General features: G+C 36.4%; 8 protein-coding genes and 4 pseudogenes. 9 read left to right on the top strand and 3 right to left on the bottom strand.

Features of this window, described 5'->3' with window-relative positions; translation table 11 throughout:
- Positions 1–512 precede the first annotated feature (512 nt).
- Positions 513–2,030, top strand: a complete 1,518-nt coding sequence (locus IEV35_RS16360; protein ID WP_188385738.1) for a glycine betaine uptake BCCT transporter — start codon at positions 513–515, stop codon at positions 2,028–2,030.
- Between the two features lie 123 nt (positions 2,031–2,153).
- On the opposite strand, the gene IEV35_RS16355 is transcribed toward IEV35_RS16360, so the two are convergent.
- Positions 2,154–3,401 (bottom strand): dicarboxylate/amino acid:cation symporter, encoded by a 1,248-nt coding sequence (locus IEV35_RS16355; RefSeq protein WP_229740781.1) that lies wholly within the window; start codon positions 3,399–3,401, stop codon positions 2,154–2,156.
- Positions 3,402–3,595: 194 nt separating this feature from the next.
- On the opposite strand from IEV35_RS16355, the pseudogene IEV35_RS16350 reads away from it, so the two are divergent.
- From IEV35_RS16350 to IEV35_RS16315, 8 genes and pseudogenes are all read left to right on the top strand, one after another.
- Positions 3,596–4,515, top strand: a pseudogene (locus IEV35_RS16350) (IS1595 family transposase); the annotation flags it as partial.
- A 180-nt stretch (positions 4,516–4,695) separates the two neighbouring features.
- Positions 4,696–5,022, top strand: a pseudogene (locus IEV35_RS16345) (ATP-binding protein); the annotation flags it as partial.
- Between the two features lie 690 nt (positions 5,023–5,712).
- Positions 5,713–6,291, top strand: coding sequence for a TetR/AcrR family transcriptional regulator (locus tag IEV35_RS16340; RefSeq protein WP_188385737.1), 579 nt, complete (start codon positions 5,713–5,715; stop codon positions 6,289–6,291).
- 152 nt (positions 6,292–6,443) lie between these two features.
- Entirely contained in the window at positions 6,444–9,119 is a 2,676-nt protein-coding gene (locus IEV35_RS16335; RefSeq protein WP_188385736.1) for a YhgE/Pip domain-containing protein, read from the top strand.
- Between the two features lie 50 nt (positions 9,120–9,169).
- Positions 9,170–9,379 carry a hypothetical protein gene (locus IEV35_RS16330; RefSeq protein WP_188385735.1) on the top strand — a complete coding sequence of 70 codons (210 nt, stop codon included), beginning with the start codon at positions 9,170–9,172 and terminating at the stop codon, positions 9,377–9,379.
- Positions 9,380–9,654: 275 nt separating this feature from the next.
- Complete coding sequence (locus IEV35_RS16325; protein WP_188385734.1) at positions 9,655–10,059, top strand: Rpn family recombination-promoting nuclease/putative transposase; 405 nt, start codon at positions 9,655–9,657, stop codon at positions 10,057–10,059.
- Positions 10,060–10,119: 60 nt separating this feature from the next.
- A pseudogene (locus IEV35_RS16320) lies at positions 10,120–10,721 on the top strand (IS3 family transposase); the annotation flags it as partial.
- Positions 10,722–10,893: 172 nt separating this feature from the next.
- The gene (locus tag IEV35_RS16315; RefSeq protein ID WP_188385733.1) at positions 10,894–12,315 is read left to right on the top strand and encodes a polysaccharide deacetylase family protein; all 1,422 of its coding nucleotides are present in this window, start codon (positions 10,894–10,896) and stop codon (positions 12,313–12,315) included.
- Positions 12,316–12,370: 55 nt separating this feature from the next.
- Here IEV35_RS16315 and IEV35_RS16310 read toward each other — a convergent pair whose 3' ends face one another.
- Both IEV35_RS16310 and IEV35_RS16305 read right to left on the bottom strand, forming a co-directional pair.
- Positions 12,371–13,099 carry an amino acid ABC transporter ATP-binding protein gene (locus IEV35_RS16310; protein ID WP_308419800.1) on the bottom strand — a complete coding sequence of 243 codons (729 nt, stop codon included), beginning with the start codon at positions 13,097–13,099 and terminating at the stop codon, positions 12,371–12,373.
- A pseudogene (locus IEV35_RS16305) lies at positions 13,096–13,740 on the bottom strand (amino acid ABC transporter permease). The gene IEV35_RS16310 and the pseudogene IEV35_RS16305 overlap by 4 nt, the downstream one beginning before the upstream one ends.
- Positions 13,741–13,786 lie beyond the last annotated feature (46 nt).

The raw sequence follows: 13,786 nt of genomic DNA, 5'->3' as shown, positions 1-13,786 counted from the left end.
TCTCGTTGTCTATTTTTATTTCTTTATTCAAAAAAAAGCTCCTCTCGGTTTCATTCCCGAAAGAAGCATATACAAAAATTGGTCATTTTTCCATTAAAGTTGCTTAACTTGATGGCTATGGGGTCTGACCCCAGTTTATTAAAAAGTGGTACAACAAACCTGTCCCCCTGTCCCTCTTCTACCGTTTATGTTACACTAGAATAGTTTCAGTTACTTTTTCAAACTATATTCTATTAGAATACTCGTGTACCTTGTACATATTGGGTCTGTATTATAATGAGTATCAAGCTATTAATCTACTAATTTACCCATGGATTTCCATTTGAAGGGCTATTTGCTCCACTTACAGTATTAGGGAATTTTGTTCCCGTTTCCCCTTGATTAATCACAAAATCAATCTTGTTAAACAAGAGAGAAGATGTCTCTGGCAATTGATTGTTTACAGCGCTTCGAAATATGGAGAGTATTGTCTATTGCCTCACCATACATAGAAGAAAGGAATCGTTTTGTTTATGAGTAAGGTATCAAAAGTGTTTTGGATTTCACTAGGAATTGTTCTTGTTTTAGTCGTGTTTGGTGTTGTATCGCCAACTAGTTTTGAAAGAATAACAGGTAATATACAAGCTTTTATTACAACATCATTTGGCTGGTATTACCTTATTTTAGTAACAATCATCGTCCTATTTTGTGTATTTCTTATCTTTAGTCCTGTTGGGGCAATTAAACTTGGAAAAACAGATGATAAACCAGCATTTTCAAAAGTTTCTTGGTTTGCTATGTTATTTAGTGCAGGGATGGGGATTGGACTTGTTTTCTGGGGTGCTGCTGAGCCACTTTCCCACTTCGTCGATCCACCACTTGCAGAAGGTGGAACTAATACAGCTAATAAAGAGGCCATGAGGTATGTATTCTTTCACTGGGGAATTCATGCTTGGGCAATATATGCCGTTGTGGCTCTAGCCTTAGCCTATTTTAAATTTCGTAAAGAAGAACCAGGTCTAATATCTGCCACATTAAAACCTGTACTAGGAAAAAGGATGATGGAGGGACCGGTTGGAACGATTGTTGATGTACTAGCAGTCATAGCAACGATTGTTGGGGTTGCGACCACTTTGGGGTTCGGAGCAGCACAGATTAATGGTGGGTTATCTTATTTATTAGGGATACCAAATAACTTTCTTGTGCAATTAATCATTATTTTGATTGTTACCGTACTATTTATCTTATCGGCAATGACTGGTTTAGGTAAGGGGATTAAATATTTAAGTAATACGAATATGGTTCTGGCGTTGGGTTTATTTTTATTATTGTTTTTTGTAGGGCCTACGATATTAACATTGGATATGTTTACAGATACAATCGGTGGCTATATTCAAAACATAGCCCAAATGAGTTTCCGAATTGCACCGCTCAATGGAGAGCACCGTAGTTGGATCAATGAGTGGACGATATTTTATTGGGCCTGGTGGATAGCTTGGTCACCTTTCGTAGGTATCTTTATTGCACGTGTGTCGAAGGGGAGGACCATTCGCGAATTCCTAATTGGTGTTCTATTGCTACCATCAATTGTAAGCTTCTTGTGGTTTGCAGTGTTTGGTACCTCAGCAATTGAAATACAGAACGGGGGACTTGTGGATTTAACACAATTTGCTACGGAAGAAGTTTTATTTGCCATTTTTAATGAATTTCCATTGTCCATGCTCCTTTCGATAGTGGCGATAGCACTTGTTTGCGTGTTTTTCATTACATCGGCAGACTCCGCAACATTTGTCCTTGGGATGCAAACCACGTATGGTTCACTAACGCCACCAAATTCAGTTAAATTAACTTGGGGAATAGCCCAATCTGCTGTAGCGGTCATCCTTTTATATAGTGGTGGGTTACAAGCACTTCAAAATGCATTAATCGGAGCGGCGTTTCCATTTTCAATTATTATTGTGATTATGATGATTTCGCTTTACCGGGCGTTAACCAAAGAGAAAAAAGAACTTGGATTATATATCAAACCAAAGCCACAGGATAAAAAGTAATTATGGGGTGACTTTAAAACGTATTAGTTTAGAGGGGTCAGAACCCAACCTAAATGAATGGGAGGATTCTCCTGCTTCACTTATGATAGTGTAGCGTAGAGAATCCTCCCGTTTTATCCTAGGTTAATGATTAATTTGTGGTTCAGGAGACAGCTTTTTTCTTTCTGATTTGTCTACTACTGCAGCTCCTACGATATCTCCCATTACATTCGATGCAGTACCTCCCATACCAATGATCGCGTCAACACCCGCAATCAGTACGACAATTTCCAATGGTAAGCCGAACATAGTGAGAACAAGTGATAACGTCACTAAACCGGCTGCTGGTACCCCTGCAGTTCCAATCGACAATAATGTACCGATTAGGACAATGATAATAAGGTCTGATAAGGAAAGCTGTAGATTGGTAATGTTAGCTGCGAACACAATGGAAATACCCATTCGTAGCGCTCCTCCATCAGAGTTGAAGACAGCTCCAAGTGGTAATGCAAAGTTGGCCGTTTTTTCTGAGATGCCGGCTTTCTTAGCAGCGTTAATGGCAATAGGAAGAGATGCAATGCTACTTGATGTAAAGAATGCGGTTGTATAGGCTTCTCTTGTCTGTTTAAGGAAATATCGTACGGACATACCGGAAAGTTTAATAAATCCGGTATATACAATAACCCAAAGGATGAGTAAACCTAAGTAAAACACAGCAATAAATACAAAAAGTGATCGTAACGTTTCCCAGCCCTGATTACCGATTGCAACGGCACTGATTGCAAATACACCAATAGGAGTATAGGCGAGTACCCCTTTTAAAACTTTGTAGAACATTTCATTAATAGCAGAAACTACTTTTTCCAGTAAATGACCGTATTCCTCTAGCTTCTTGTCAGAAGAAAACTTCATACTCGAAATCGCAATACCAATAATGATGGCAAGAAACAATATGGCCATGACATCACCAGATGAAAAGGCTTGAAAGATATTATCCGGGACTATTCTTAATAGAATATCCGAGAAGTGTGGTGTGGCCGGCTTTTCAACATGTGTGTTAGGTAAGGTTAAGTGGGCACCTGGATTGAAAGCCATTGCCAACCCTAGACCGACGAGAACGGCAGCCGATGTTGTGATCGTATAGTATAAAATTAATTTCCAACCTATCTGGCCGAGTTGCATCATGTTCATTTGATTCACTGCTAGCACGACCGTTAAAAAGATAACAGGTATCGCTATTAAACTTAATAGATGAATGAGTAATGTTCCAAGTGGTTGTAAAACTTCCGTATCTGTACGGAAAACAACCCCAGCAATTATTCCAAGCAAAAAGCCGGCAGTCATTTTCACGACAAACGGGAGATCGCGGTATTTCTTTATCATATTATTCATGTGTTTACCTACACCTTTGCTAATTAACTTTTGTACAACTAGTTCGATTATAACATGTTTTATCCATTTGTAAGGTGCCTGTCACTTCTCGAAGTTTGTCAAAAAGCATTTGTTTTGGAATGCTACCAGTACGGTGATATTTGACCGAAAGGAACAGATGTTCTATAATGGGTGTAACAATATACGAGTTGGTGATGACCTTGAGATCAACTGATATCCTTAAAGCTATCCAAAAACTAAATCCAGCAGAGAAACATCGATTACGAGAATATTTAATTGATGCACTGACTGCATCCTCTTCAACGGGAACTGTTCTTCAAGAGATATCTGAGCGTAAAAATAAGAATGGTTATCATTGTCCAGATTGTGAGTCAGAGCATATCGTCCGTTTTGGAAAATATACGACTGTCGTTGACGGAGAAGAAGTGAAAAAGCAACGCTATCGCTGTAAGGCGTGTAAAAAGACATTTACTGACCTTACAAATACAGCCCTATATCGAACTCGTCGTCTCCACCAATGGATAAAATTTATCGAGTGTATGATAGAGGGCTATTCTTTGCGAAAATCTGCTGAATTAGTTGGTGATGTTACTCACGTCACTTTGTTCTACTGGAGACAAAATCTTAGCATCATTAAAGCAGATAGAAATCCCAAACTTCGAAGGTATCGTTGAATTTCCTATACTCTGAAAAAGGGCAAATAAAGATTAAAGATAGAAAATCACGTAAGCGTGGTGGTTCTGCGAAGAAACGTGGTATCAGCAACGAACAAGTATGTGTATTAGTTGCAAGGGACCGTGACAAGATGACTGTTTTGCAAGTATTAGGAATGGGAAGATTAACAAAAGAGCAATTGGATAAAGCTATCGGTCATAAACTATCAAGTGAGAATATATTATGTACCGATTCTTGGCGTGCCTTTAAGACCTATGCTGCCGAAAAGGGTATGGATATTTATCAATTCAAATCAGATGGAAAGGTTCGAACAAAAGGTCTATACCACATTCAGAACGTTAACAATTACCATCGTAGACTTAAGGCATGGATTCAACGATTTAACGGTGTTGCCACTAAGTATCTGAATAATCCTTCTATATTTAGTTATATATTGGATTGGTGATATAAATTCAAATGAAAAGATAGTCATTGGAATCATTTTCATACTCATTGTTTTAATAGATTTCACATACAATTATGTGAAATGGAAGAAGATTGAAAAGAAAGTATAACCTATTGTGAACAAATGTACTTAATGTAAAGGGTATTATATCAACATTCACCTTTAACAGAGCCTAACTTAAAAAGAGCTAAGATGGAAAATAGATTAGAGTCTAGATTGAAACACTATGGCAAATATAAATTATTAATCATAGATGAAATAGGTTACTTACCAATTGACAGAGAAGATGCGAAACTATTCTTCCAATTAATTGATTTGAGATATGAAAAGAAAAGTACAATTTTAACAACGAATATTACCTTTAAAGAATGGGATGGGATTTTTCAAGATACTAAATTAGCAAACGCCATATTAGATCGAGTATTACACCATGCAGAAGTTGTAAATATCGTTGGTCCTTCATATAGAATTAAGGATCATTTAAAGCAAGATGATGAGTAAATTTGTACATTCTTAAACAATCAAAAATGTACAAGCTTATCTTGACATTTATAACTACTTAAGAAATATAGAAATTAACGTATTTTTCCTCAAAAAACCTCACTTAGATACACTGCGGTGAACCGTATCATAAGCAAATGAGGTTTTTTAAAATAGTTACTAATAGACGGGCGACCAACCACATCAGTTAGATTTAGCAATAAACCTATGGAGTGTTTTTTTGGAAAAGTCTAACAAGTAATTCACTATGAGGTCAAGTTCAGGATAAAGAGGACCAATTCTCTAATAAGAATGGTCCTAGGATATAATTAGCTATTATTAATAAAGTGTAAGAGTCACTTTCACTATAATCATGGAATAGTTGATTAAGTCGATCAGTACTTGAAATATTTTTAACAGATTCTCTGACAGCTGACTTTGATAAATCTAACCGCACATATTTATTTCGATGGCGTCCGGAATGACATTAGTACCTCTGAGCGAGGTGAATCCCACCGAGTACTTAGGTACATCAACCATCTCAACATAATTGGAAATAACTTGTTTTTACTTTGTATAAAGTTGCACCGAAATTCACCTTTCCTTTTTTGTTCCGCATTTCTCTTTTTTAGACTTGCTTTATACCATTCATCATGTTAGGCTAACAATTGACCGTTATAGTATTATAGTCATTATGAGGAGAATTTGTTAATGATTCAGGATAAAAAGTTGAACATTATTAATGCCGCGATGAAATCTTTTAGCCATTTTGGTTACAAGGCAACGACGATGGACCAAATAGCAAAGATAGCACAAGTAGGAAAAGGAACAATTTATACGTATTTTTCTTCCAAAGAGGATGTACTAAATGAAATTATTAAATTATATGTTAATGAGATGAGACAAGTCGCCAGAGGTGCGATTATACAGGAAGATTCGTTTGTTAAAAATTTCAACGCAGCCTTGCATGCGATAACTAAATTCCAGGAAGAGCATGAGTTAATGATTAAGCTTTCCCAAGAAGTAAAGGATATGGGGACCCCTGAAGTAATTGAAGTGCTGCAAGAGGTCGAAGATGAAATCTGTGAATTTATCGAAATGAAAATCACAGCAGCAATTCAGCGGGGAGAACTGCAAAAGTGTGATCCTAAAATGACAGCATTTCTAATGTTTAAAATGTATATAAACCTGGTGAATGATTGGAAAGAACGGCATCAAGCACTGGATCAAGATGAAATTACAGGTTTCATTAAGATGTATTTTATAGAGGGAATAGGTAATAAAAAATAAATCATCTATATACTAGTTCATACACAAATAAGTTAAACGCATATTTAGTTAGGAGTAGCGTGTTGCTAAATGAAGTTTAACTTAAGTTTTTATTTTAAGTTGACCAAAAAACTATTCTAGTCAATAGTTGCTTTATAAAATTGGAGGAAGTTATGAAAAACGTTTGGAATATCTTTAAGCAAGATCTAAGGAATATAAAGCGAGTTCCTTTTATCGGTCTTCTGCTAATCGCACTCACTATTTTACCTGCATTATATGCATGGTTTAATCTAGGTTCTACATGGGATCCTTATGCAAATACAAAGAGTATACAAATTGCTGTTGTAAATGAAGATGTAGGGGTAGAAATAGAAGGGGAACTAATAAATATAGGGGAGGAAATTGTTGAAAACCTCAAAGATAATGACGATTTTGGTTGGCAATTTCTTTCCAAACAAGAAGCAGAGGATGAAGTAGAGTTTGGAAATATATATGCTGCCATTTATATCGAGGAAGCTTTTTCGCAGGACTTGGTCCAGATTCTAGATGGAGAACCGAAGCAGGCGGAAGTATTGTATCAAGTGAATGAGAAAATCAATGCAATTGCTCCTAAAATGACATCAGCTGGAGCTTCAGCAATCGTTACGGGAATGAATAATCAGTTCATCGAAGAAACATCAAAAGCCCTTTTTGAACAGTTTGACAAGCTCGGCGTTCGAATGGAAGAAGGACTTCCGACCATGCGGAGACTAAAGCATGTCATCGGTGAGCTTGAGGAGCGTTTCCCAGAGATTAATCAATTCGCGGAACGCTTAATTGGTGTCGAGGAAGACTGGGATGAGATTGATGATAGTGTTGAACAATTTTTAGCAATAGGGGGTTATTTTCCTGAAATTCATCAGGGTGCCAATTTAATCTATGACTTGGAGAAGAAATTTCCAGAAATTAATCAGTTAGGTGCGAAGATGATTAAGCTAGAGGAATCCATTCCAGAAATGGAAGTAGCTATTAAAGATATAAGCGCGATTGGCAATCGTTTTTTTGAAGTGGCGGAGCAGTTGGAAGAAGCCTACGAGAAAACGAAAAGAGCGGAAGAGATTATTGGCCGTATGCAGGAAGCAATTCCAGCATTAGTTGAAAAAAAGGAAACAGCAGAAGAATATATTGAGGCGTTACAAACATTTATTGATGAAGCTTCTGAGTCTGCAGTTACAATAGATGAAATCATTAAACAACAACTTCAATTTATAAATAAAACAGCTCAGATGACCAATCAAGTTCTTGCTATGCTAGAAAATGAGGAATCGCTAGATGAAGTAACTGAAACCATCACAAAAATAAACGAGCAATTAATCAATCAGCTCAATGTAATCGACCAAACAATCGAATTATATAATTTGTTAGATAAGGACAAGCAAAATGAAGATGTCCAAGCAACGCTGCGTGAATTGGTGAGTCTGAGAGAGGACTTATCCGCTTTACAAGAAGTTCTGGTTTCACTAGAAAATGAGCTGGAACAAGGAAGTATCGACTCAAATCAATTCAACAGCGTTCGTGAAAGAACCCAAAGAGTCGAGCAAGCATCTGAACACTTGGCTCACTCTATAAATTGGGAATCGGGAAAGACGCTTACTGCAGCCTTTACAGATTTAATTGAGCGGTATGGGCAGTCGAACAATAGATTAATGGATGCTTACTCCGATTTAGATTCACTTAGTGACATACTGACCCACGCTGATCAGATAATAAATACGGGTGGAGAAACAATAGAGAAGCTACTCAATGACTTACCTGATGTGGAAGCGAAAGTAAAAGGTCTCATTGAAAAAACAGAAGCCGAGCTTCCAAAAGCAATTACGGTTATCGAAACCTTAGCGGCATTTGTTGATGAAAAACTACCGCAAATTGAGGACAGAGTGCATGCAGTAGCTAACATGATGCGCAAGGAACTTCCTTTAATCGAAGAAAGATACCATCATGTAGCTACGATTTTAGAAGAAGAAGTTCCTAAGGTGAAAGATTCATTAAGTGAATTGAATCATTTCAGTCGCGAGTATTTGCCTGAGTTTGAAGAGGTTATTCATCAGACGGTAAATCACTTTAGTGAGATTGAGGAAGAGGATAAAATCAATGATTTAATCAATATTTTACGAAATGATTTAGATGAGGAAAGTGACTTCTTTGCAAGTCCAATTCATCTAAAAGAAGAGCGGTTATTTGAAATTCCGAATTATGGCTCAGCAAATGCGCCATTTTATACAGTACTAAGTATTTGGGTAGGGGCACTGTTGTTATCCAATTCCATTACAACCAATGTCCATCCCATTGATATGCGAAAAGATTACACTATTCGCCATGTGTATTTTGGTAAACTTATTTTATTTTTAATCGTCGGTGTTCTACAAGGACTTGTTGTTAGTATTGGAAATCTACAACTGCTTGGCATTTACGCAAAACATCCTGTTCTATTCGTCGTATTTTCTATTTTTATTTCCGTTGTATTGATGACAATCATTTATACGCTAGTATCCATCCTAGGGAATATCGGTAAGGGACTTGCAATTATTTTACTTGTGCTTCAGTTATCAAGCAGTGGCGCTACATTCCCAATTGATGTCGCACCACCGTTTTTTCAATCTATTCACGCATTTATGCCATTTACCTATGCGATTAACCTATTGAGAGAAGCAGTAGGAGGAATGATTCCAATCCTCGTTCTAAAGGATATGACTATTCTACTCTTATTCATGCTTCTAGCGTTCTTTGTTGGAATCGTATTAAAACCACTGCTCGCCACTCGAATGCAAAAAACATTTGAGAAATCGAAAGAAAGCAGGATGGTGGATTAAGTAGGAAATATGGGGACGGTTCGAGACCACTGAAAGAGTCGGTCTGAAAATTGGATAAATTGAATAAACAAAAAGAAATACCCCTTACTTTTTGGTATAATGGAGTTATCGAGACAACATTAACCGCAAAGAAAGGGGGTATTTCCATGCTTAAAGAAAAAGATAATCAGTTAAGCATCTACTCTATATTATACAATAAAATTCCTATAGTTGTTCTTGCAGATGATAAATTGCGGATGGGAAATGATGCTTCTAAATAAATTGCAAAATGAGTCGGATTGAATGGAGGAATTAATTCTATTATAGAGCATAATGAGATTTTGATTTGATGAATATTAACTGGAGTTCTACGCACAGACATAAATAAAGTCTAAGAATATTTTTTGAAAAGGGTCGCTCCTCACTACCTGCGTTATAGATAGAGAATGACTCTTTTTTATAGAATCAGTCCAATTGTTTCCGTTAGAATTTTCTGTTATAAACTTTTTAGATAAGATCCTCAGTAAGTCATCACATTCAAAAAGGATGTGTTCAAATGCCTCTTACAATGCAAACCTCGCCGTCCAACGTAATGGAAACGCCCAGCGATTACAAGAAGAAATCAGAGTTCCCAAGTAAAGTAAATCAGCATCACGATAATCTTTTTAAAGAAACCTTTGGTGATCTGGAAGTCACCAGAGATTTCTTTAAAAACTATTTACCCGAGGAAATTTTGGGTCTAATTGATGTAGAGACGATAGAAACTCGCAAAGACAGTTTTATCGAAGAAGAATTAATAGATGTTTATGAAGATTTGTTATTTAGTGCGAAACTGAATGATGAGGATTGCTACTTAAATATTCATTTAATTTCGGAAATCCCTTACCTTATATCGGTCATATGGTATGTCAACACTAAATTAAACATTATTTTTAAGGAATATTGGATAGGTTACACTTAGTTGGACAGATTCGTAAGGTCATATACACTTGAATGATAAAAAGTCAGGAGAGAATTAATTATGGCCAAAAGAGAAAGAAGAACATTCACCAAAGAATTTAAAGAACAAATCGTCCAACTACACCTTTCTGGTAAGCCTAGAAGTGAAATTATCAAAGAATACGAGCTGACGCCATCTGCCTATGATAAATGGGTTCGACAGCATAAATCAAGTGGATCATTTGAAGAGAAAGACAATAGAACCCAGGAACAAGAAGAGTTAATTAGACTCCGTAAAGAAAATCAAAGACTGATGATGGAGAATGATATTCTAAAGCAAGCAGCGCTGATAATGGGACGAAAGTAGATGTGATCCGAAATAACCGTCACAAATACTCGATATCAGTAATGTGTGCCGACCTACAACTACCTAGAAGCACCTATTATTATGAGGCGAAAATTTGTGATAATAAAAAAGAAGAATTAACCGTTTTAATCGTTAAAATCTTTTAAAGATAGTCGAATCATTTATGGTCAAAGGAAAATTAAAAGGAGCTACAAAAGCAAGGATGGACTGTGTCACGCCGCCGTATTGGGCGAATAATGAAAGAACAAGGACTTGTCTCCAAGTACACGGTAGCTCAATTTAAACATAGAAAAACAACAGTAAATGAGTCTGAAGTTGATAAAGATGTTTTTGTTTCAGTAGGTGAAGTACGACAGTATAACGATTTGGTTACCACATGTTGTACGCCCTATTGAATAGTTATTTTGATCGATAATATATTCATTGTAAATAGGTGATTTTAGGCATATAATACTGTTTACAACAGGAAATTCTAGTAGGAGTAGTTTTATGAGACCAACAAAATTAACTATTTATATTATAATTATCTTTGGTATTTTAGGCGTTATTCTATTATCTTATTTTCTATTAAAAGGTAATGATGCTGATCCTTTTAAAAAAAATAATGAAAGTAGCGAGGAAACGGACCACTTTGTGTACTCCGGTGTTGACATTATTACCGAGATAACAGATGAAGTGACACACAATATAGCCATTCATTACCCGAAATTTTATGATCAAACTTTGAATAAGAAAATTAGTGAGTATGTAACGGAATCCGAAAAGGAATTTCTAAATGAGGTAGAGAAAAACAAGAAATTTCTTAAGGAATATCCTGCCTCATTGTATATTTTGTTTGATATCAATCGATTTGCTAAAGATACCTATTCCATTGTCTTCAATAAAGAAAGTTTTGTTACCGGAGCAAATGGGACTCAAAGTTCAAAAGTGTTTCTAGTAGATATTAAGAACAATAACTTTATACAACAAACAGAAATATTAATTGACAATGAGCATAATAGGAATATTATTTACAATTTATTACTTAATGAATTTGAACAATCAGAGGAATATAGTATATATCTTTTTAAGGATTATTTAAAGAAGTGGGTTGAAGATGAGAACAATAAATTTTCAAATATGTTTCTCACTAATAAGTCTGTAGTCTTTAAATTTGATAAATACGTCGTTACAGCCGGTGCTGCAGGTTCACCGGAAATCTCCATACCACTTAGTAAAATGAGAGATTTAATAACGGATGAGTGGAAAGAAAGAATGGGTTTTGAGGACAATGATGTGCAGGAACTACCAGAAAAGCCAGAACCGAGTGATGAAAATGATTTAGAGAAAGATTCGGATAAGGACATTCCATCAAGTGGTAAGTACGTTGCTCTAACGTTCGATGATGGACCACACCCTACTAACACACTAGAGATTCTCCAACTACTAGATGAGTATAGTGCTAAAGCCACCTTTTTTATGCTAGGAAACAGGGTTGATTTCTATCCTGATATTGCCAAAATAATTGCAGAAAATGGTCATGAAATAGGGAATCATACGTGGAGTCACAAGAATTTAACTTCCCTTGGAAAAGAAGAAATGTTAGAGGAAGTCCAAGTAACGAATGAGGTTATACAAAATGCAACTGGGAAACAACCTACTGTTTTCCGGCCTCCATATGGTGCTATAAATGATCAAGTACGGGAGGTACTCGGCATACCTCCGACTCTATGGACCATTGATACATTGGATTGGAAATCACATGATCCTAATGAAGTTTTAAGCATAGTGAAGGAGAACGTCACAGAGGGATCTATAATTCTAATGCACGATATTCATAAATCAACTGTCGAAGCAGTAGAGTTGGTATTAAAATTTTTAGATGAAGAAGGGTATGAATTTGTGACAGTTTCTGAAATAAACTTACATTAGAAATACTGTAATACAAACAACCAATCTTATGGTAAGATTGGTTGTTTGCTGTATACTATATAACTTTACTTAAAAACGCTTTTGTACGCTTGCTTTTAGGATTCGAAAATAATTCCCCTGGTACATTTTCCTCTTCAATTACCCCTTCATCAATAAATAATACTCGATCACTAACTTCGCGCGCAAAACCCATTTCATGCGTAACAACAACCATGGTCATTCCCTCTAACGCAAGCTGTTTCATGACCTTCAACACATCGCCGACCATTTCTGGGTCTAGTGCAGATGTTGGTTCGTCAAATAACATTATTTTTGGGTTCATTGCCAAAGCTCTTGCAATTGCAACCCGTTGTTTCTGTCCACCAGATAACTCGCCAGGATAGCTCATTGCCTTCTCACGTAAGCCTACTTTTTCAAGTAATTCGGAAGCTAAATCAATTGCTTCTTCTTTTGGAATTCCGCGGGTTTTCATCGGAGCTAATATAATATTATCCATGACTGTCCTATGTGGAAACAAATTAAATTGCTGGAATACCATGCCAACTTCCTGGCGTATTTTGTTAATATTTGCTTCCTTTGCGGTAATATCCTGGCCATCAATAATGACTTGACCTTCCGTTATTTCCTCTAACCTATTTAAACAGCGAAGGAATGTGCTTTTTCCTGAACCGGATGCACCGATAACGCAGACAACTTCCTTTTCTTTTATCTCGACACTAATCCCTTTCAAAACCTCTAGGTCACCATATGATTTCTTTAAGTTTTTTACTTCTATCATTGTCATCGTAGTTCAAATCTCCTTTCTATGAAACTAGATAGTAGCGATAGTAAATAAATTAAGATGAAATACATGGCACCTACCGCAAACCAAATTTCAAAAGCTTTGAAGGAGGAGGCGACAGTAATATGACCTTGTTGTGTTAAATCGGCAATACCAATGATAGAAAGCAAAGAAGTATCTTTTAAACTAATGATTGCTTGGTTTGTAAAAGTTGGTAACATCCTTCTAAAGGCCTGGGGTAGAATAATGTAGCGCATATTTTGATTGTTTGTTAATCCTAGCGAACGGGCTGCTTCGGTTTGTCCTTTTTCGATGGATTGGATTCCTGCTCGAATGTTCTCGGCGTAATACGCCCCTGCATTAATTGCTACCGTGATAATACCTGCTGTTGTACGGTCTAAAGAAATAAATTCTAACGAGTTTAGTCCATAGTAGAAGAAGAACAATTAAACGAGTATCGGTGTACCACGAATGGCATCAATAAAAATCTTAGCTACCCAATTTAAGACCTTGACAGGTGATAAACGTAATAATGCGACAACTAGTCCGATGATAAAACCAAGAATAATTGCGATAACAAAGATATATATCGTTACCTTTAACCCTTCCAAAAGGTATGGAAGGGCATTCAATATTGCTTCCATGTACTCAGCTCCTTTAAAGAAGGAAGCGCGCGGAAAATTTGCGCGC

It is taken from the genome of Ornithinibacillus halotolerans, from assembly GCF_014637405.1.
In the GTDB taxonomy this organism is placed as follows: domain Bacteria; phylum Bacillota; class Bacilli; order Bacillales; family Amphibacillaceae; genus Ornithinibacillus; species Ornithinibacillus halotolerans.
Note: the sequence above shows the minus strand (reverse complement) of the source record. Positions and strands in the feature narration are given on the sequence as shown.